We start from the raw sequence: 19,626 nt of genomic DNA, 5'->3' as shown, positions 1-19,626 counted from the left end.
GGCTCGCCCGTGGTCATCTGAGCGAATCCCTCGGCGTCCGGGTGCTCGGATCGGCGGGGATTGTGAGATCGACGGCGCGTCTCGCACAACTTCGTCGCACGGGGACGATTCCTCGCTGTCCGCCGTTGACCACATGAGACTCACCCCATCGACCGATTCAGGAGTAGCCGTGAACGAGAAGTCCGAGTCCGCCGCCGCGGGCACCGTCACTATTTTCGGCAGCGGTACCGCACGCGCTACGCCGGACCTGATGCGCGTCACGATTTCGGTCGAGTGCCGCGCGGGCAAGGTCGCGCTGGCCTACAGCAAGGCGGGCGAGCGAGTTGCCGCCGTCACGCGTTCGCTGCGCTCCGATGGGGTCGCGAGCAAAGATATCGCCACCAGCGGATTGTCTGTGCATACCGAAACCGTCTGGACCGAGGGTCAGGGCAATCGGATCACCGGGTACCTCGCCAGCACGTCGCTGACCATCGCATTGCGGAACCTCGCCGACGATGCGGATCCGGGGCCCGCGACGATCATCGCGAACGCGGTCGACGCGGGCGGTGACGATGTGCGGCTCGGTGGGTTGAATCTCACGTTCGCCGACCAGGAGTCGCTGCTCGTCGAAGCGCGGGACGCGGCGTGGGAGAACGCGGTGGCGAAAGCCGAGCAGTTCGCGGCGCGGGCCGGGCGCACACTCGGGTCGGTATTGGAGATCACCGAGAACACCTCCAGCGCACCGCCTTCCATTCCGCGGGTCAAGGCGATGTCGATCGCGATGGATGCGTACGGAGCGGCACCGGTTCCGGTCGAGTTGGGTGAGAGTGAGATCTCGGCGGGGATCCGGGTTACCTGGCAGATGGATTAGGCGAGAACTTTCGGCCCCGATGGAACCGGAGGGGCACGTCCTGCGTCCGAATAGGTAAGGCAGCACGCCGTCCTAAGGATGTCGGATGATCGCTCGTCGCAACGATTTCGTTCTGTTCCTGTTCGTCGCGGTCGTCGCGGCCTGGGCGCTGGCGTCGGGGCCGTGGATCGACGGGGAGGGGTTGCAGTCCGCTCTGTGGCTGCATACGGGGGCCGCGTTGATGATGCTCTCCCCCGCGCTCGGGGTGCTGGCGGTGTGGCGGTATCGGCGACTGACCTGGTCTGCGCTGTTGGCGCAGAACGGGTTACGGCTCGGTGCGCGACCCCGGCAGACCGTGTGGTTCATGGTGGCCGCCTGGGTAGGGACGCCGCTGGTTCTGTGGCTGGCGTTCGGATTGAGTGTGGTGTTCGGTGTGTATGTCTTCGAGTTCCAGAGTGGGGAGACCGTGGCGGCGGTCATCGTCGACGCGGTCACCGTGGCCACCCTCGGTACCCTGCCGTTCGCGCTCGGCGAGGAGCTCGGGTGGCGTGGCTGGTTGCTGCCGCAGCTCAACAATCGGCTCGGGGTTACCGGCGGAATCGTTGCCACCGGGGTGATCTGGGGTTTGTGGCATGCGCCGCTGACGTTGCTCGGGTACAACTATCCGAATCTCGGGGCCTGGGCGGTCGTGGCGTTCATCGGGTTCTGTGTGCCGTTCGGGGCGGTCCTCGGATGGTTGCGGATGTATACCGGGAGCGTGTGGCCGTGTGCCGTCGCGCATGCCGCGTTCAACGGGAGCGCGATGCTGTTCGGGCTGTTCAACTCGGCTGAGCACGAAGCGAATCCGCTGTATGCCGGGTACGGATTCGTCGGCTGGGGTGTGTTCACCGTCGTGGCCGCGTTGCTGTTCACCTGGTTTCCGGTCCGCCGGGTGCGGGCGAAGACGGAATCATTTGTCCCACCGGCACACTCGCGGCCATCGTTCGGGTGAGTTGTCGCAAGCCGTTGCGGGAGGGTGATCTCACGTCGGAGCCGAACAGCTCGAGGCCTGCCACCCCAACATGGCCACGACCGCCGCCGACCTCGACACGCGCAGCGATCTCTACGCGCTCGCGGTTGTCCTGTGGGAGTTACTCACCGGGCGGCTGCCCTTCAGCGACGAACGTGTGTTCGGCTGAAACACCCTTGTGCCAAGGCATCTGGCGTAGCGGATTCATGGCGCGCGATGCCGAGGAATCGAGCGCGAGCGGTAACGTCCGATCTCGTGATCCGGCGAGTGTGGCCCGCTCAGCACTTATATTGAGAAGTCGGTGGCAGCGCAGTCGCCGGTTAGGGGTTTCGTATGTCGTTCGTGCTTGTCGACACGCCGCGACCGCACATCGCGCTGGTCACGCTCAATCGCCCCGAGCGGATGAACGCCATGGCCTTCGATGTGATGATCCCGTTGCGCGAGGCGCTCGAAGAAGTCAGCGCCGACAACGACATTCGGGTCGTGGTGCTGACCGGCGCGGGGCAGGGTTTCTGCTCCGGCGCCGACCTGCAGAACGCGGGCAAGGTGCCGAATGTCGAGGGACTCACCACCACCAGCATCGCCCGCCGCTCCATGGACCTGCTCAACGACGTGATGCTCGCCCTGCGGCGGATGAACCAACCGGTGATCGGCGCGATCAACGGCGCCGCGATCGGCGGCGGCTTCTGCCTCAGCATGGTCACCGACATGCGAATCGCGGCCGAGGAAGCCTACTTTCGCGCGGCCGGCATCAACAACGGCCTCACCTCCGCCGAACTCGGCATCAGCTACCTGCTGCCCCGCGCCATCGGCTCCTCCCGTGCCTTCGAGATCATGCTCTCCGGCCGCGACGTCGACGCCCTCGAAGCCGAACGCATCGGCCTCGTCTCCCGCACCGTCCCCGCCGCCAAACTCCTCGACACCTGCTACGACATCGCCGACCGCATCATCAGCTTCAGCCGCGTCGGCACCGAACTCACCAAACGCATGCTCTGGAGCGGCATGGAAGCCGGCGGCTTCGAATCCCACATGCAACACGAAGGAACCGCCCAACTCTACGTCCGCCTGACCACCGAGAACTTCGACGAAGCCATCCGCGCCCGCCGAGACCGCCGCCCCCCAACCTACGAAGACTGACCCCCGCCAGTCGACCACGCGAAGCACAACACCCGCACACGCCGTGTTTTCCCGCAGATCGAATCGCATGCAATTCGGTACGCGGCAAATCAAAAGTTGTGCAGCTTCCCCACGCACCCGGCCCACCTGACGACCGCCCCGCACAGCCAACCTCAGGAACCCTCCTACCCGCCAACCGGGACACGACGAAACACCCACTCGCGTTCCACACCCTGACGACCCGCTCGCCGAACACCACGTCGCCGAACGGGACATAGCCGAGGACTCACTCGCACATCGGCCCCACATGTCCCCCTCGCCGAACAACACGCCGCCGAACGGGACATCGCCGGGGACTCACTCGCACATCGGCTCCCGCATGTCCCCCTCGCTGAACACCACGTCGCTGGATGGGACATCGCGGGGCTCGCTCGCACACCGGCTCCCCCATGTCCTTCTCGCCGAACGACACGCTGCCGAACGGACGTCGGCGAGGGACTACTCGGGGGTGGTGGGTTCGAGGAGGGCTATGCATTCGACGTGGTGGGTGGCGGGGAAGGCGTCGAAGGCTCGGAGGGTGGTTAGGTGGTAGCCGGCGGATTGGTAGAGGCCTAGGTCTCGGGCGAAAGCGGCTGGGTCACAGCCTATGTGGATGATGCGGAGGGGGCCGGTGGTGGTGATCGCGGCTATTACCTCTTTGCCTGCGCCGGCTCGTGGGGGGTCGAGGACGATGGTGTCGGGCGCCGCGCCGCCTACGCGTTCGGTGACCCAACGTTCTACTCGTTGGGCGTGCAGATCGAGCCAGGGGAGGTCGTGCAGGGCGGCGGTGCCGTCGGCGACCGCGGGGCGGGCGGATTCCACCGCCAGTACCGCGCCGGTCTGGCCCACCTGGTCGGCCAGGCGGGCCGCGAAAACGCCTGCGCCGCTGTACAAGTCCCAGGCCAGCGCTCCAGGATGCAGGCCGGCCCATTCGGCGATCAGGTCCGAATAGCATTGCGCGGCACCGTGGTGGGCCTGCCAGAAGCCGGTGGCCGAGACCTCCCAGCGGCGGCCCGCGACATACTCGACCGCGCGGCCGGTTCCGGAAATCACCCACTCGTCTCGGGCCGCGTGCGTCGCTGCCCGGCGAGCAGAGGCATGGCGACGCTCCCCGGCCTGCGGTGCCTCCAGCCGGCCGTTGTCGTCGTAACGCGGCTGCGCGCGCTCATCTGAACTGCGGCCATCGCTCTGTTCTGCACTGCCACCACGCCAGACCCCGCCGATCTCGCCTGGCCGGCGACGGTGGGCACGATCGGTGACGCCGGGCGCGTCGTCGGTGCCGGGTTTGCCGCTCGGGCGGCGGTTGTCACGGCCCGTGCCGCTGCGCGGATCGCTGCTGCGGCCGGCGCCGGTGCGGTCGTCTCGTCCGCGGACTCCCTGGTCTTCGGCGCGAGTCTGGCGGCCGTGGTCGTCGTCGCGGCCGCCGAGGTCGGTACCGGGGCGGCGGCGATCGGTTCGGTCGGCGCGACCGCGGCGGTCCCGGCCGCGCTGGCCGGGGGGTTCGGCTCGTTGCCATTCGCGGTCGCCGCGGGACTTCCGGCGTTCGCCGTCAACCGCCGGGGCCAGTTCGACGATGTGGCGGACGCCGCCGCCGTCGACCGCGATGACCAAATCGGCTCCGGGCGTCCACAATCGGTCCGCGATGCCGTCGAGAGCGCCGGGAACCGGTTGGGGGCAGCGGAGATCGGTGATGACCTCGGTGCTGCGGTAGCCATGGACGCCCGCGCGGCCTTGCGCGTCGACGGCCAACCTGATGCGCGTGCGCCAGCCGGTGGTGGTGTCGCCGGCGCCGGTGATCGGTTCGACGACGACCTCGCGATCGATGCCGGCCAGGCGACGGAGTTGTTCGGCGACGACCGAGGCTTTCAGTGCGCGTTGCGCTTTCGGGGTGGCGTAGGAGAAGTCGCAGCAGCCCGCACCGCCGGGACCGGAGACGGGGCAGGTAGCGGGGACGCGGTCGGGCGACGGTTCGAGAATCTCGATCGCGTCGGCACGGCAGAACGATCCACCCCGATCCTCGGTGACCCGCACCCGAACCAGCTCCCCCGGCAACCCGTGCCGGACGAACACCACGCGCCCCTCATGCCTGCCGACACAGAACCCCCCATGCCCCGGCGCCCCCAGACGCACCTCGAAAGTCGTATCGCGCCAATCGGTCATACCCGCACCTCACCGGCTGTCGACTCGAGGAAGACAGCCCGCGCCCTGCACAACCCCCCGTGCTTCGGCAAACCCACGTGCCCCTCGAAAGCTATACCGCACCAACCAGTCATACCCACACCTCGCCGACACTCGACGCGCGGACAGCGATCCGCCCCCTGCATAACCGCCGCACCCGCGCGGAACCCGACACACCTCGAAAACGGTGCCACGACAGTCGTGTCATACCCCACCCACCAGCACTCGCCTCGAGGAAGACTGCCCGCGCCACGCACAATCCATTGCGCTTAGGCACACCACGTGCCCCCCGAAAGTCGTATCGCGCCAATCGGTCATGCCCATACCTCGACGACACTCGACCCATGGAATACAACCCGCACCCGGCAAATCCCAGACGAAACCCGCCACACCTCTGAAACGGTGCCACGCCCGTCATACCCAGCTCGCCAGCACTCGGCGCACAGAAGACAGCCCGCGCACCGCGCAACCCACCTGACCGCGGCAGGCCCAGTCGCGGCTCGAAAGTCGTTCCGCGCCAGTCGGTCATACCCACACCTCGCCGACGCTGGGCTCGGACCCGAACAACGGGCGTTGCGACATGCTTTGCTTCGTCGCCTGCTCTGCTCCGCCCGCAATGACCGCTGCGGCACGGTCAGTGTTCACGTCCAGCCCGCCCGCTGCGGCCCGGCCTGCACCCGGCTCGTCCAACGGGATGCCTTCCAGTCGAACACGAATCGCGGGGAGCGCATCGGCCGGGATGTGCCGAGATATCGTCCGCGCCCTCATGAGCGGTCGTCGTATCCGCGGCGCACCGCACCCGGAGCGTTGACCATGCCGGGGGTGCGGGCGCGGGTGGACGAACTCAACTGCCACGGAACGCTTGTCACCATCACGCCCGGTTCGAAGAGCAGCCGGCCCTTGAGCCGCAGCGCACTCTGGTTGTGCAGCACCTGTTCCCACCAGTGCCCGACCACGTACTCGGGAATGAACACGGTGACCACGTCGCGCGGTGAGTCCTTGCGCACGCGCTTCACGTAATCCAGGACGGGCTTGGTGATTTCGCGGTAGGGCGATTCGATCACCTTGAGCGGCACGGTGACGTCGCTCTTTTCCCACTCGCGCACCAGCGCCCTGGTGTCGGCCTCGTCGACGTTGACGGTGATCGCCTCCAGCGTGTCCGGGCGGGTGGCGCGGGCGTAGGCGAGGGCGCGGCGGGTGGGCAGGTGCAGTTTGGAGACCAGCACGATGGAATGCGAGCGGCTGGGCAGCACGCCGTCCCACTCCTGTTCCTCCAGCTCGCGCGACACCGAATCATAGTGCCGCCGAATCATTTTCATCACGATGAAGATCGCCACCATGGTGCAGATGGCGATATACGCGCCGGCGAAGAACTTGGTGATGAGCACGATGATCAGCACGGTGCCGGTGGCGGACAGGCCGACCGCGTTGATCACCCTGGACCGCTTCATCCGCGACCGCTGCGCCGGATCGGTCTCGGTGCGCAGCAACCGGGTCCAGTGCCGCAGCATGCCGGTCTGGCTGAGCACGAAGGAGACGAACACGCCGACGATGTAGAGCTGGATCAGCTTGGTCACCTCGGCGCCGAACAGCACGACGAACGCGATCGCCGCGCCGGACAGGAACAGGATGCCGTTGCTGAACGCGAGCCGGTCGCCGCGGGTGTGCAGCTGCCGGGGCAGGTACCGGTCCTGCGCCAGAATCGAACCGAGCACCGGGAACCCGTTGAACGCGGTGTTCGCGGCGAGCACGAGGATCAGCGCGGTCACCGTGGTGATGAAGAAGAACCCGATCGGGAAGCCGTCGAAGACCGTCTCGGCGAGCTGCGCGATCAGCGTCTTCTGGTGGTAGCCGGGCGGCGCGCCGATCAGGTCGTCGTCGTTGTGCGCGTACACGATGCCGATCTTCTGGGCCAGGATGATGATGCCCATCAGCAGCACGATGGCGATCGTGCCGAGCATCAGCAACGTGGTGGCGGCGTTGCGCGACTTCGGCTTCCGGAACGCGGGCACCCCGTTGCTGATCGCCTCGACGCCGGTCAGCGCGGCGCAACCGGAGGAGAACGAGCGGGCGATCAAGAAGGCGAAGGCGAGCCCGTACAGGTGCTCGTCCTCCGCCTTCAATCCGAAACCCGCCGATTCGGCCTGTAGATCGTCGCCGAGGACGAAGATGCGGAACAGCCCCCAGCCGAGCATGACGAACATGCCGACGATGAACGCGTAGGTCGGGATGGCGAACGTGGTCCCCGACTCGCGGATGCCGCGCAGGTTGATCGCGGTCAGAATCGCGATGGCGACGACGGCGAACAGCACCTTGTGCGTGGCCACGAACGGAATCGCCGAACCGATGTTGGACGCGGCCGAGGAGATCGAGACGGCCACCGTGAGCACGTAGTCGACGAGCAGCGCGCTGCCGACGGTCAACCCGGCGTTGGGCCCGAGGTTGGTCGTCGCGACCTCGTAGTCGCCGCCACCGGACGGGTACGCGTGCACGTTTTGCCGATAGCTTGCTACGACCACCGCCATGACCAGCGCGACGGCTAATCCGACCCAGGGGGCATAGACATAGGCGGAGATGCCGGCCGCGGACAACACCAGGAAGATTTCTTCCGGCGCGTAGGCGACCGAGGACATCGCGTCGGAGGCGAACACCGGAAGGGCGATCCGCTTCGGCAGCAGGGTATGGCCAAGCGAATCACTACGGAAAGGCCTGCCCAGCAGCATTCGTTTCGCTGCCGTCGTCAACTTGGACACTGGAGCGAGCATAGCGGCACGAGCGTCGGGCCAAGCGGCGGCAGCACCGTGGGACCACGCGGGGGCCGCAGGTCGGACCCCACCACACGCGCGGGCGGCTAGCAGGTTTGGCCACCCGGCGGAGGGGGAACGTGGCCGATGGAATGATTCGGCGGGTACCGTTCGATCGGACAATTAGCAGACCGAACGCTTGGTTCCAGGAACGAGGGTGCACGGGTGTACGTAGTGATCATGGGTTGTGGGCGCGTCGGCTCGGCGCTGGCCCGTGCCCTGGTCCGGGTCGGCCACGAGGTCACCGTGATCGACCGGGACCCGGCCGCCTTCCTGCGCCTGGGCCAGGACTTCACCGGTGAGCGCGTGACCGGCGTCGGCTTCGACCGAGATGTGCTGGTACGCGCCGGAATCGAGCGGGCCGACGCGTTCGCCGCGGTGTCCTCCGGGGACAACTCCAACATCATCTCCGCGCGGGTGGCCAGGGAGATGTTCGGCGTCGAGCGCGTGGTCGCGCGGATCTACGACGCGAAGCGCGCCGCGGTCTACGAGCGGCTCGGCATCCCGACCATCGCCACGGTGCCCTGGACCACCGACCGGTTCCTGCGCGCGCTGATCGGCGACAACAGCACCACCACCTGGCGCGACCCCACCGGCACGGTTGCTGTGACGCAGCTGACGCTGCACGAGGACTGGTATGGCCGGACCGTGCGCGATCTGGAGCGCGAGGTGAACGTGCGGGTCGCGTTCATCATCCGCTTCGGCCAGGGCCTGCTGCCGGACAGCAAGACCATCGTGCAAGCCGACGACGTCGTCTATGTCGCCGCCACCTCCGGTTCCGTGGGTGAGGCCATCGCATTGGCAGGCAAGCCACCCGTGAGCGAGGACTGAACATGAAAGTGGCCATCGCCGGGGCCGGCGCTGTCGGCCGATCCATCGCCAGGGAGTTGCTGCGCGGCGGACACAACGTCATGCTGCTGGAACGCCAGCTCGATCACATCGAGCCGGAGGCGATCCCGGACGCGGTCTGGGTGCACGCCGACGCCTGCGAGCTCGCGTTGCTCGAGGACGCCGGACTGGAAACCTACGAGGTGGTCATCGCGGCCACCGGCGACGACAAAGCCAATCTGGTGCACAGCCTGCTCGCCAAGACCGAGTTCGGCGTGCGGCGAGTCGTGGCGCGGGTGAACGATCCGCGCAACGAGTGGCTGTTCGACTCGTCCTGGGGTGTGGACGTCGCGGTGTCCACCCCGCGCCTGCTCGCCTCGCTCGTCGAGGAGGCGGTCACGGTCGGCGATCTGGTGCGTCTGATGACGCTGCGGCAGGGTCAGGCCAATCTCGTCGAGATCACCCTGCCCGGCGACACCGGGCTGGCCGGCAAGCCGGTGCGCACCCTCACCCTGCCGCGCGACGCCGCCCTGGTGACGATTCTGCGCGGCGGCCGGGTGATCGTGCCGCAACCGGATGATCCGTTCGAGGGCGACGACGAGCTGCTGTTCGTGACCTCGGTGGAGGCCGAGGAGGACCTCCGGGTCGAACTGGCCAACCATGGCATCAAGCCTTGACTCCCCGACAGGGCTGATGCGCGGCGGTCGGACCTAGGCGGCCTTCAGTTCCGCGCGCAGCTTGTTCAGCGCGCGATGCTGCATCACCCGGACCACGCCGGGGCTGGTGCCGATCGCCTCGGCGGTCTGCGCCGCCGACCAGCCGAGCACGATGCGCATGACCAGCACCTCGCGGTGGGCGGGGGCGAGGATCTTCATGAGTTCCTTGGTGGCCGCGCGGCGTTCGAGCGCGAGCGCCCACTCCTCCGGGCCCGCCTCGGTGGACGCGGTGTCCGGCATCTCCGCCATCGGGTAGGCCGGGTGCTGCTGGGAGCGGCGAAACGCGTCGGCGACCTTGTTCGCGGCGATGCCGTAGACGAAGGCGAGGAATGACTTGCCCTGATCGCGGTAGCGCGGGATGGCGTTGACCGTGGCGATCAGGATCTCCTGCACCACGTCGTCCGCGGTGACCTGCAGGTGCGCGGTATTACCAAGGCGCGCACCGCAATACCGGCGGACCAGCGGATGCACGATGCGGACGATCTCGGTGATGGCGTTGCGGTCGCCCGCGGCCGCGGGGCCGATCAACCTGTCCAGTTCGGCGGCCACCCGGCGGCTCTCCGACAGGGCCGGATTGTGGTTCTTCGACAATGCTGCGGTGTTGTGCTCGGTAGCCACGTCCGAGTCCTTCCTACGATCGTGCGCTGTTTTCCTTACGCAACGATCGTCTGATGAACTCGGGCTTCCCTCCAGGCACCCCAGGGTGGGTAACCCCCCACCTCCGCGGTGGAAGTTAACCCACCCCCGGGGTTTTCGCCGCCGGGACCCGCGGAGTTAACGCTTTACGCGGGCTCGGCCACCGCGGTCTTGGTGGGCAGATGCCCCGCGCGCCGCACGGCCCACACGGTGACGGCCAGCGCGACCGCGGTCAGCGGCCAGCCCATGGCGATGCGGGTGAACGCGAGCCAGCCGGTGCGGTCGGTGTCGTAGAGCTGGGACTGCACCAGGTAGCGGGCGCCGAAGACGAGCACCCAGGTGGAGGTCGCGAGGTAGTACAGGCGCTGCACGCGCCGGTCACTGCGCCAGTCGGTGCCGTGCCCGTTCAGTACGCCCCAGATGACGCCGACCAGGGGCCAGCGCACCAGCATCGAGATCAGGAACACGCCCGCGTAGACCAGGCTGGTGTAGATGCCGAACAGGAAGAAGCCCTTGGCCTCGCCCATCCGGTAGGCGATGAACGCGCAGATGCCGACACCGAGGAAACCGGAGATGGCCGGCTGGACGGGGCTGCGCCGGATCAGGCGCCAGATCAGGATGAGTGCGGCCACGCCGAGCGCGGCCCAGATCGCCGCGGTGAGCCCGGCGAAGCTGTTCACGGGGACGAAGACGACAACCGGAACGGTCGAATAGATCAGGCCGCTGAAACCGCCCAGCTGCTCGAGCAACGTCTGCTCGGCCGCTTCCTCGTCAGGGTCGAGAGCCTCGGCGGGCTCGAGCCGTTCGGTCGAGGGGGTCTGTTCGCCCGTGGGGGCGTTGTCGTTGCTCGATGGCATACGTCAGCTGTTCCCGCGCAGTTCGTAGTAGGGGTTGTAGATCACCTTGCGGCCGTCTCGATCTCCGACGCGGCCGCGAACCAAGATACGCCGTCCCGGTTCGATACCGGGGATGCGCCGACGGCCGATCCATACCAGGGTGATGGCATCGGTTCCGTCGAAGAATTCCGCCTGCACGGTAGCGCCCGCGGACTTCGAACACGCTTCGACACTGCGCAGCTTACCGAGCATCGTGGCCTCGTCGCCGCGGCGACACTCCGACGCACGGCACGCTCCGGACGCCTCCGATTTCTCGGCAAGCTCCTCGGCGTCCAACTGGTCGAGATCCTCGGTCAGTCTGCGGCCCAGACGTCGAAAATACCCTGAGGCAGCGGATGACATTTCGCACGCTCTCCTGCATAGAGCAGACAGTGTGGATCGCACACCATCGTGGATTCTCAGCACGACCGGCGGTGGACGTACACCCGCCACTGTAGATGCACCAGGACACCCCCGCTACGCTCGGACCGGTGTTCGACTCCCCACACTCCGTGTCGGCCGCCCACGTCGTGGTGGCGCTGCCGGGAACCGGATCCGACGCGGATTTCGCTCGTCGCGCGTTCGAACCCGCTTGCCGGGCGCGCGGTCTCGACGTAGTGCCGGTGCAGCCGGATCCGCAGGGGGTGGTCGCGAGTTATCGGGCCGCGCTCGACGCGGCGGCCGCGGCGGGACCGATTGTTGTGGCGGGAATCTCGCTGGGCGCGGCGGTCGCGATCGAGTGGGCGGCCGAGCGTCCGGAATCGGCACTCGGCGTGATCGCCGCACTGCCCGGGTGGACCGGGCCGGACACCACTGCCTGCCCCGCCGCGTTGAGCGCGTCGGTGACCGCGGCCCAGTTGCGGGCCGACGGGTTGGACGCGGTGCTCGAGCGGATGCGGGCGAGCAGCCCGCGCTGGCTGGCCGACGCGCTCACCCGGTCGTGGCGGTCACAGTGGCCGAATCTGCCTGCGGCGCTGGAGGAAGCGGCGGACTACAAGTGGCCGGGCACCGAACAGCTCGGCACCCTGGACGTGCCGGCGGTCGTGGTGACGGCGGTCGACGATCCGGTGCACCCGTTCGCGATCGCCGAGGAATGGGCGGCGCTGATCCCGCAGTCCGCGATCCGCCGGATCACCCTCGCCGAACTCGGCGCGGATCCGGCGATCCTCGGACACGCGGGATTCGCCGCGCTCGGTTAGTTCAGGCCCAGCTGCTGCATGGCGGAACCGTCGGCGCCGCGCCGCGGCCCCTCCGGCATCCGCGGCGGCACGGCCTGCGGGGCCGCCGCCTGCGCGGCCGCCTGCTGTTGCTGTGCCTGGGCCTGTGCCTGGTGCGCCGCGGCCAGCTGTTCGGCCAGTTCCTGCGGCAGCACCACGGGTAGCGGCTCACGCACCGGCAACGGATCGTCGCCGCGCCGGATCACGGTCTCGCGCAAGATCGCCCGGGCCGCCGCGACCAGCGGGCTGCCATCATTCGACGCGCCCGACGGGCCCGCCGCGACCAGCCGCACCATCCAGCGCGGTCCGTCGACCCCGATGAAACGCAGATCCGCGCCCTCGGTGATGGCCAGCAGCTCGCGACCCCACGGGCCGGTTTCCACCGCGACCCGCGCGCCGTCGTTGCGCAGCGAATCGGCGAGATCCGCGGCCACCGTGCGCCATTGACCGGCCGACTTCGGCGCCGCGTAGGCGGCGACGGTGAGTCTGCCGTGCTCGGTGGCCAGGTGCACCGCCTGCGGGGTGCCGTCGGGGGTCATCTCGACCTGCAACTGACCGCCCTGCGGCACCGGCAGGATCACCGAACCGAGGTCGAGCCGCTGATCGGTGACCTGCTCGAGCAGCTCGGATACGTCGGCGAAGTCGTACGGACCCGACTTGCCCGCCCCGGCGTCGCGGTAATCGCCCACGACGATCGGGTGTTCGTCGGTGTCGTAATCGTCTTCGTCGTACTCGTCGACCTCGTCGTAGTCGTCGTCCGGATACCGGTCGTCCTCGACGGATCTCTTCCTACCGAAAATTCCCATCACACCTCCTTGGCGGCAGCCCGGCCGGCCTCGGCCAGGCTCGCGTGACCGCCGCTCGACCCGTAACCGCCCGCACCGCGCGCGGTCTCGTCGAGGGTGTCGACCTCGACGAAGTCGACCAGTTCCACCCGTTGCACCAGCAGCTGCGCGATCCGGTCACCGCGGCGCAGCTCGATCGGCGTGCGCAGGTCGTGGTTGATCAGGCACACCTTGATCTCGCCGCGGTAGCCGGCGTCGACCGTGCCGGGGGTATTCACCACGGACAGCCCGGTTTTCGCGGCCAGGCCCGAGCGCGGATGGATGAGCCCGACCGTGCCGACCGGTAGCGCCACGGCGACACCGGTGCCGACGAGCACCCGCTCCCCCGGTTCCAGGATGACGTCTTCGGTGGTGCACAGATCCACGCCGGCGTCGCCGTGATGGGCGCGCGCGGGCATGGGGATGCCGGGATCCAGCCGCAGCAGAGGTATCGGTGAAAGGGCGGTCACGAGTCCGCCTCGCTGACGCTCGGCTCCGCCGTAACCGCAGGTGCTGTGTCCAAGGTTCGCTCCCTCACGTTGGTCGAGCCTACGCGTTGACCAGTCGCTGCCGTGAATTAGTGTTGAGTCGTGTCGGACCAGCCCAACCCCGTGAAGATGGACGAGAACCAGCAGAGCCTGCCGCCGTACCGCGAGCGCCTGTGGGTGCCGCTGTGGTGGTGGCCGGTGGCGTTCGCCATCACCGGGTTGCTGGCCGCCGAAATCCATATGGGCGCACCGGGATTGCGCGCCTGGCTGCCGTATGTGCTGCTGTTCCCGATACCGGTGTGGGTGCTGCTGTGGCTGAGCCGCCACCGCGTCGAGGTCACGGCGGACTCGTCGGGCACGCCCGAACTCCGCGCCGACCGCGCCCACCTGCCGGTGAATTTCGTCGCCCGTGCGGCCGTCGTCGCCCGCACGGCGAAGAGTGCGGCGCTGGGTCGTCAGCTCGACCCCGCCGCCTATGTACAGCACCGGCCGTGGATCGGGCCGATGGTGCTCCTCGTGCTCGACGACCCGGACGATCCGACGCCGTACTGGTTGGTCAGTACGCGTCGACCGGAACGGGTCCTAGCCGCGCTGGGGCTGCCCAGCGCGGGCTGATCACCTCGAGCTAACTCAAGCCGCGCAGTCCATGCAGATCAGCTGACCGCCCTTCTCGCTGGCCAGCCTGCTGCGGTGGTGCACGAGGAAGCAGCTGGAACAGGTGAACTCGTCGGCCTGCTTCGGGATCACCCGAACGCTCAGCACTTCCTCGGACAGGTCCGCGCCGGGAAGCTCGAACGACTCCGCGGTATCGGATTCGTCGATATCCACGACGGCGGACTGTGCCTCGTTACGACGAGCCTTCAGCTCCTCCAGCGAATCTTCCGACACATCGTCGGTTTCGGTGCGCCTCGGTGCGTCATAGTCGGTTGCCATGTCGTCTTCCCCTCGTCCTTACTACATATATCCCGGACCGGATTGCTCACACCGATTCCTGCTGGAACCGCCGTGACGCGCACCGCCCCGCCGGTGGTGCACGTCACACGTACACCGCTCACCCATCAGGTCGGATCGGGCTGATCCACTCCGGATAGCGCTCGGTAAACGCAGGACATGCCCTACTTGTTCCCGCGACCGACCACCAATTTCGCCACCGGCGATTCGATCTGGGCCGCCAGACAATAGCGGACCCCAGCACAAAAGTCGCAATCAAAACACAGACGATTCGAAACTGACGGGTAATCGACACCGTCCCTCGAACTCCCCGAGACCTTCCGCGACCTGATCGCCGCCGAGACGGCCTGCCTTCCCCTGAGTTCACCCACCCCCGGCCGACTTCGTCGGCCTGCCGTCCCCCATTAGCGCCACCTTTTCGTAGAGTGTGCTGGTGGTTTCACTGATCACCGAAGGCCGCCCCGTGGATTCCCAGGGCAGGCCCTTCCTCCGACGGCGCCCGCAGCCCTGGCTGATCATGCTCGGCATCGTCACGCTGATCTGCACGATTGTGTGGGTCAAGGCGTTGACGACGACCGAGCACGACTCCAGCGCGATGGCCTGCAACTCGCCGAGCCCCGCCACCGAGCCGGGCGCTCAACCAGCGGCAACACTCGGGCAGCGGGTCGGCGCGAGCCGGCTGCAGGACGTGGAGCCCGCGCCGCTGGCGGCCAGCAGAGTCCGCGTGCTCAACGCGAACAACCAGCGCGGCCAGGCCGCGCACGTCGCGGCGCAGTTCGGTGACCTCGGGTTTGCCAGCGCGCCGGGAACGCAATACGGCAACGATTCGGTGTACGTGAACGGCGATCTGGAGTGCACCGGGCAGATCCGGTTCGGCGTGAACGGCCGACCAGCCGCCGCGTCGGTGCAGCTGGTCGTCCCGTGCGCCGAGCTGATCGAGGATCAGCGGGCCGACGAGACGGTCGACATGGTGCTCGGATCGCTGTTCCGCGACATCCGCCCGAGCAACGACGCCGAGGAGGTGCTGCGCTCGCTGAAGAACCCGGCGCCCGGCAACAGCACCTCGATCGACATCAAGCTGCTCGAGGCGGCCAGGCAAGCTCGCTGTTAGCCGGAAAAAGAAAGCCCGATCGGTGTCGGTCGCACCGATCGGGCTTTTTCACGTTCAGCGGACCGCCTAGCGGTCCGGGATGGGCTCCGTCGCACCGACTCGATCCAGCAGCGCGAACAACTCCTCCGCGATGCCGGGGGCCGCGGCGATCACCAGATCGCCGGCCTCGCCCGGCGCGGTGGCGGGCGGCAGCGTGAGCAGGGCGCCCGCCTCGGCCGCGATCAACGCGCCCGCGCCCCAGTCCCACGCGTTGAGGCCGTGCTCGAAGTAGGCGTCCACCCGGCCCGCCGCGACGTGGCACAGGTCGAGCGCGGCCGCGCCGAAGCGGCGAATGTCGCGCACCTGCGGCAGGATCTCCGCGATCAGCTGCGCCTGCCGGGCCCGCCGGTGGCGGCCGTAGGCAAAACCGGTGGCCACCAACGACATCGAGACGGCGTCGGCGGGTGTGCAGCGCAGGTGCTCCACCGCGCCCTCGGCGTCCACCCGGATCGCGCCGAGCCCGAGCCCGGCGCTGTAGGTGGCCCGGCGGGCGACATCCACCACCGCGCCGGCCACCGGGCGGCCGCCGCGCATCGCGGCCACCGAGACCGCGTAACCGGGGATCCCATACAGGAAATTCACCGTGCCGTCGATTGGGTCTACTACCCAGTGCACGACGTCGGCGGCGGAGTCGGCGAGGCTGCCGCCGCCCTCCTCGCCGAGGATCGGGTCGCCGGGGCGCTGCTCGGCGAGCAGGCCGCGGATCAGCTCCTCGGTCTCGGTGTCCACGATGGTCACCGGGTCGGTCGGGTGGGCCTTGGCCTGCACCGCACCCTCGGCGGGGCCGCCGGCCTGACCGAAGACCTCGGGACGGCGGGCACGGACGTGCGCCGCGGCGGTTTCGGCGAGGTCGACGGCGACTCTGCGCAGTTCGGCCTCGTCGCCGCGGGCGACGATGATCTCGGAGGTGTAGTCGGACACGGGCGATGAGGTTTCCGGCACGCTCCCCATCGCATCACAGATCCTCGGGAACGCGCAGCATCGATCGCGCATTACTCTTGTCGTGCACGACACAACGCCGTCGTCGGGCACACCACCGCAGCGCCGATCACGGCCGGGGTGCAGCCTTGTGCGTCGGTGTTGTGCTCCACACCGGCCAGCACAGGAACGAGGGCTCAGTCATGTCCGCTCGGGGGCACGCATTCGGCATCGATATCGGCGGCAGCGGCGTCAAGGGTGGCGCGGTGGATCTGGCGACCGGTGAGCTGGTCCACGACCGAATCAAGATCGCGACACCGCAGCCGTCGACCCCGCAGGCGGTCGCCGACGCGGTGGCAAAGCTGGTCGCGCAGGCCGATTGGGACGGCCCGGTCGGCATCACCCTGCCGTCGGTCATCCTGGACGGGGTCGCGCGCACCGCGGCCAATATCGATAAGGCCTGGGTCGGCACGGACGCCAGGAAGCTGTTCTCGGACACCCTCGACGGGCGCGAGGTGACCGTGCTCAACGACGCGGACGCGGCGGGCCTGGCCGAGGATCGCTACGGCGCGGCAAAGGATTTCGCCGGCCTGGTGCTGTTGCTGACCTTCGGCACCGGCATCGGCTCGGCCCTGCTGTACCACGGCACGCTGGTGCCCAACAGCGAACTCGGGCACCTCGAGGTCGGCGGTATGGAGACCGAGCATCGCGCGGCCGCCTCGATCAAGGACCGCGACGGGCTGACCTTCGAGCAGTGGGCCGCCGAGGTGAGCACAGTGCTGATCGGACTGGAAAACCTGTTCTGGCCGAAGGTGTTCGTCGCCGGCGGCGGCATCAGCCGCGACGCCGACCAGTGGATCCCGTTGCTCACCAACCGAACCCAGGTGATCCCGGCGCATCTGCGCAATACCGCGGGCATCGTCGGCGCGGCCATGGCGATCGACGCGGGCATCGCGCCGTGATCATGTCCGATAACCCCCGGCGTGCCGCCGTCAGACGGTATAACGTGGGTGGATACAGCCGATCAACGCTTCACCGGTCCGATCATGCGGCACACGCTGAACTCGCGAAGCGCCGCCTCATGCATGGTGGCCATAGGTACCCTGGTTAGATCGTTACAATGGAACGTGCCCGGTGTTGAGCCGGTGAAACCCGACCGGCCTTCCGCCGGTGAAACCCGACAGACCGCTCCGCCGGAAGACCACTCTGGCGTGACGCCGCACGAGACCGTCACGAAAGGGCGTACGTGGTAGCCACGAATACCCGTCAGACCGCCGATTCGGCCGAGGCCGATTCCGCAGATGTAAACGAAGCACGGCCGGTCCGTAAGGCGGCTGCCGCGAAGAAGGCTCCGGCGAAGAAGGCCGCAGCCAAGAAGGCGCCTGCGAAGAAGGCCGGCGCCAAGGCGCCCGCCAAGAAGGCAGCCACCAAGAAGGTGGGAGCCGACGGCGAGCCCGGCCCCGATGACGCGGGCGACGACGATTCGCTCGACGTCGCCGATCTCGGCGATCTCGAGGTCTCCGAGGACGACCTGACCGAAGACGCCGAGGACCTGGTCGTCGAGGAGGTCGCCGAGGCCGCCGAGGAGGAGGTCGAGCCCTCCGCCGCCGACAAGGCCTCCGGCGACTTCGTCTGGGACGAAGAGGAATCCGAGGCGCTACGGCAGGCTCGCAAGGACGCGGAGCTCACCGCGTCGGCCGACTCGGTGCGTGCCTACCTCAAGCAGATCGGCAAGGTCGCGCTGCTCAACGCCGAAGAGGAGGTCGAACTCGCCAAGCGGATCGAGGCCGGCCTCTACGCGGCGGAGAAGGTGCGCGAGTTCACCGAGCAGGGCGAGAAGCTGCCGGTCGCGATGCGCCGCGATTACACCTGGATCGTCCGCGATGGCAACCGCGCCAAGAACCATCTGCTGGAAGCCAACCTGCGCCTGGTGGTCTCGCTGGCCAAGCGCTACACCGGCCGCGGCATGGCATTCCTCGATCTGATCCAGGAGGGCAACCTGGGTCTGATCCGCGCCGTCGAGAAGTTCGACTACACCAAGGGCTACAAGTTCTCCACGTACGCCACCTGGTGGATCCGGCAGGCGATCACCCGCGCCATGGCCGACCAGGCCCGCACCATCCGTATCCCGGTGCACATGGTCGAGGTCATCAACAAGCTCGGCCGCATCCAGCGCGAACTGCTCCAGGACCTGGGCCGCGAGCCCACCCCGGAGGAGCTCGCCAAGGAAATGGACATCACGCCGGAGAAGGTGCTGGAGATCCAGCAGTACGCGCGTGAGCCCATCTCGCTGGACCAGACCATCGGCGACGAGGGCGACAGCCAGCTCGGTGACTTCATCGAGGACTCCGAAGCCGTGGTCGCCGTGGACGCGGTGAGCTTCACCCTGCTGCAGGATCAGCTGCAGTCGGTGCTGGAGACGCTGTCCGAGCGCGAGGCGGGCGTGGTCCGGCTGCGCTTCGGCCTCACCGACGGCCAGCCGCGCACGCTCGACGAGATCGGCCAGGTGTACGGGGTCACCCGCGAGCGCATCCGGCAGATCGAGTCCAAGACCATGAGCAAGCTGCGTCACCCCAGCCGCTCCCAGGTGCTGCGCGACTACCTGGACTAGGTCCTTTCGAGGCCCGCATTCGTTGCGCCGCTGATGTTTTCAGCGGTCCGGCGGATGCGGGCCTTGTCGTTTCCGGACACGCGCGCGGGGTCGGCTTCGGCGGGGTCCGGCGAGGTAGACGCCGTGGCGACCGCTATGGTGGCGGTGCTACACCGTCTCGTTTCTCTCGCTTGGTCCGGCTCCACCCTGATCATTCCTGGAGGACAAAGTGCGTGTTCTGCGTTCCCTGTTCATCGCCGTCGCGATCTTCGCCGTGCTGGCCGTGGTCGGTTTCGTCGTCCGGGCCCAGGCCGTGCCCGCACCGACCCCCACGGTCACCCAGACCGAGGTCACCGACTCCGAAGAGAAGCTGGTCAAGCAGGCCGCCGCCCGCGCGAAAAGCGCCGCCGCCCGCGCCGACGCCGCGATGAAAGCTTCGCGTAGCCACGGAGCGTGAG

General features: G+C 68.1%; 20 protein-coding genes. 11 read left to right on the top strand and 9 right to left on the bottom strand.

The genetic code is table 11. The annotated features are described in order from the left end of the window. Nucleotides 1-169: 169 nt before the first annotated feature. The 3 genes from ACFYO1_RS07795 (at nucleotide 170) to ACFYO1_RS07785 (ending at nucleotide 2,975) form a co-directional block, all read left to right on the top strand. Entirely contained in the window at nucleotides 170-850 is a 681-nt protein-coding gene (locus ACFYO1_RS07795; RefSeq protein WP_387228208.1) for an SIMPL domain-containing protein, read from the top strand. Between the two features lie 85 nt (nucleotides 851-935). Then, nucleotides 936-1,820 (top strand): CPBP family intramembrane glutamic endopeptidase, encoded by an 885-nt coding sequence (locus ACFYO1_RS07790; RefSeq protein WP_387228206.1) that lies wholly within the window; start codon nucleotides 936-938, stop codon nucleotides 1,818-1,820. Between the two features lie 351 nt (nucleotides 1,821-2,171). Continuing rightward, nucleotides 2,172-2,975, top strand: coding sequence for an enoyl-CoA hydratase (locus tag ACFYO1_RS07785; protein WP_387228203.1), 804 nt, complete (start codon nucleotides 2,172-2,174; stop codon nucleotides 2,973-2,975). Between the two features lie 477 nt (nucleotides 2,976-3,452). On the opposite strand, the gene ACFYO1_RS07780 is transcribed toward ACFYO1_RS07785, so the two are convergent. Together ACFYO1_RS07780 and ACFYO1_RS07775 are read right to left on the bottom strand one after the other, a co-directional pair. Then, nucleotides 3,453-5,153 (bottom strand): TRAM domain-containing protein, encoded by a 1,701-nt coding sequence (locus ACFYO1_RS07780; RefSeq protein WP_387228201.1) that lies wholly within the window; start codon nucleotides 5,151-5,153, stop codon nucleotides 3,453-3,455. Between the two features lie 782 nt (nucleotides 5,154-5,935). Then, a complete protein-coding gene (locus ACFYO1_RS07775; RefSeq protein ID WP_387228199.1) occupies nucleotides 5,936-7,924 on the bottom strand; it encodes an APC family permease in 1,989 nt (662 codons plus the stop codon). A gap of 216 nt (nucleotides 7,925-8,140) precedes the next feature. Between ACFYO1_RS07775 and ACFYO1_RS07770 the strand changes: the two genes are divergently transcribed. Both ACFYO1_RS07770 and ACFYO1_RS07765 read left to right on the top strand, forming a co-directional pair. Continuing rightward, nucleotides 8,141-8,806, top strand: coding sequence for a potassium channel family protein (locus ACFYO1_RS07770; RefSeq protein WP_387228197.1), 666 nt, complete (start codon nucleotides 8,141-8,143; stop codon nucleotides 8,804-8,806). Between the two features lie 2 nt (nucleotides 8,807-8,808). Further along, nucleotides 8,809-9,480 carry a TrkA family potassium uptake protein gene (locus ACFYO1_RS07765; RefSeq protein WP_150405938.1) on the top strand — a complete coding sequence of 224 codons (672 nt, stop codon included), beginning with the start codon at nucleotides 8,809-8,811 and terminating at the stop codon, nucleotides 9,478-9,480. Between the two features lie 33 nt (nucleotides 9,481-9,513). Here ACFYO1_RS07765 and ACFYO1_RS07760 read toward each other — a convergent pair whose 3' ends face one another. From ACFYO1_RS07760 to ACFYO1_RS07750, 3 genes are all read right to left on the bottom strand, one after another. Continuing rightward, the gene (locus ACFYO1_RS07760) at nucleotides 9,514-10,137 is read right to left on the bottom strand and encodes a sigma-70 family RNA polymerase sigma factor (RefSeq protein WP_387228195.1); all 624 of its coding nucleotides are present in this window, start codon (nucleotides 10,135-10,137) and stop codon (nucleotides 9,514-9,516) included. Nucleotides 10,138-10,301: 164 nt separating this feature from the next. Beyond that, the gene (locus tag ACFYO1_RS07755) at nucleotides 10,302-11,012 is read right to left on the bottom strand and encodes a DUF3159 domain-containing protein (RefSeq protein WP_387228193.1); all 711 of its coding nucleotides are present in this window, start codon (nucleotides 11,010-11,012) and stop codon (nucleotides 10,302-10,304) included. A 3-nt stretch (nucleotides 11,013-11,015) separates the two neighbouring features. Further along, nucleotides 11,016-11,393, bottom strand: coding sequence for an OB-fold nucleic acid binding domain-containing protein (locus tag ACFYO1_RS07750; protein WP_040736821.1), 378 nt, complete (start codon nucleotides 11,391-11,393; stop codon nucleotides 11,016-11,018). A gap of 128 nt (nucleotides 11,394-11,521) precedes the next feature. Here ACFYO1_RS07750 and ACFYO1_RS07745 point away from each other — a divergent pair, with 128 nt between their 5' ends. Then, nucleotides 11,522-12,229, top strand: a complete 708-nt coding sequence (locus ACFYO1_RS07745; RefSeq protein ID WP_387228191.1) for an alpha/beta fold hydrolase — start codon at nucleotides 11,522-11,524, stop codon at nucleotides 12,227-12,229. Here ACFYO1_RS07745 and ACFYO1_RS07740 read toward each other — a convergent pair. Together ACFYO1_RS07740 and dut are read right to left on the bottom strand one after the other, a co-directional pair. Next, complete coding sequence (locus ACFYO1_RS07740; protein WP_387231764.1) at nucleotides 12,226-13,047, bottom strand: DUF3710 domain-containing protein; 822 nt, start codon at nucleotides 13,045-13,047, stop codon at nucleotides 12,226-12,228. The two genes, ACFYO1_RS07745 and ACFYO1_RS07740, sit on opposite strands and share 4 nt — an antisense overlap. A 5-nt stretch (nucleotides 13,048-13,052) precedes the next feature. Further along, nucleotides 13,053-13,490: a dUTP diphosphatase gene (gene dut, locus ACFYO1_RS07735; protein ID WP_387231762.1), complete on the bottom strand. Its 438-nt coding sequence runs from the start codon at nucleotides 13,488-13,490 to the stop codon at nucleotides 13,053-13,055. Between the two features lie 198 nt (nucleotides 13,491-13,688). Here dut and ACFYO1_RS07730 point away from each other — a divergent pair, with 198 nt between their 5' ends. Next, entirely contained in the window at nucleotides 13,689-14,174 is a 486-nt protein-coding gene (locus ACFYO1_RS07730) for a DUF3093 domain-containing protein (RefSeq protein ID WP_387231760.1), read from the top strand. 15 nt (nucleotides 14,175-14,189) lie between these two features. Here ACFYO1_RS07730 and ACFYO1_RS07725 read toward each other — a convergent pair whose 3' ends face one another. Further along, nucleotides 14,190-14,492: a DUF4193 domain-containing protein gene (locus ACFYO1_RS07725; protein WP_107658115.1), complete on the bottom strand. Its 303-nt coding sequence runs from the start codon at nucleotides 14,490-14,492 to the stop codon at nucleotides 14,190-14,192. Between the two features lie 451 nt (nucleotides 14,493-14,943). On the opposite strand from ACFYO1_RS07725, the gene cei reads away from it, so the two are divergent. Further along, the gene (gene cei, locus ACFYO1_RS07720; protein ID WP_387228189.1) at nucleotides 14,944-15,621 is read left to right on the top strand and encodes an envelope integrity protein Cei; all 678 of its coding nucleotides are present in this window, start codon (nucleotides 14,944-14,946) and stop codon (nucleotides 15,619-15,621) included. A gap of 66 nt (nucleotides 15,622-15,687) precedes the next feature. Here cei and ACFYO1_RS07715 read toward each other — a convergent pair whose 3' ends face one another. Then, nucleotides 15,688-16,611 carry an inositol monophosphatase family protein gene (locus ACFYO1_RS07715; protein WP_387228187.1) on the bottom strand — a complete coding sequence of 308 codons (924 nt, stop codon included), beginning with the start codon at nucleotides 16,609-16,611 and terminating at the stop codon, nucleotides 15,688-15,690. Between the two features lie 170 nt (nucleotides 16,612-16,781). Between ACFYO1_RS07715 and ppgK the strand changes: the two genes are divergently transcribed. The 3 genes from ppgK (at nucleotide 16,782) to ACFYO1_RS07700 (ending at nucleotide 19,625) form a co-directional block, all read left to right on the top strand. Then, the gene (ppgK, locus tag ACFYO1_RS07710; RefSeq protein WP_387228184.1) at nucleotides 16,782-17,540 is read left to right on the top strand and encodes a polyphosphate--glucose phosphotransferase; all 759 of its coding nucleotides are present in this window, start codon (nucleotides 16,782-16,784) and stop codon (nucleotides 17,538-17,540) included. 284 nt (nucleotides 17,541-17,824) lie between these two features. Then, the gene (locus ACFYO1_RS07705; RefSeq protein WP_387228181.1) at nucleotides 17,825-19,189 is read left to right on the top strand and encodes an RNA polymerase sigma factor; all 1,365 of its coding nucleotides are present in this window, start codon (nucleotides 17,825-17,827) and stop codon (nucleotides 19,187-19,189) included. 208 nt (nucleotides 19,190-19,397) lie between these two features. Next, a complete protein-coding gene (locus tag ACFYO1_RS07700) occupies nucleotides 19,398-19,625 on the top strand; it encodes a hypothetical protein (protein WP_387228180.1) in 228 nt (75 codons plus the stop codon). The last annotated feature ends 1 nt before the right edge of the window (nucleotide 19,626 follow it).

The organism is Nocardia sp. NPDC006044 (assembly GCF_042871115.1).
GTDB lineage: Bacteria > Actinomycetota > Actinomycetes > Mycobacteriales > Mycobacteriaceae > Nocardia.
This window is presented reverse-complemented; position numbering and strand designations above follow the sequence as displayed.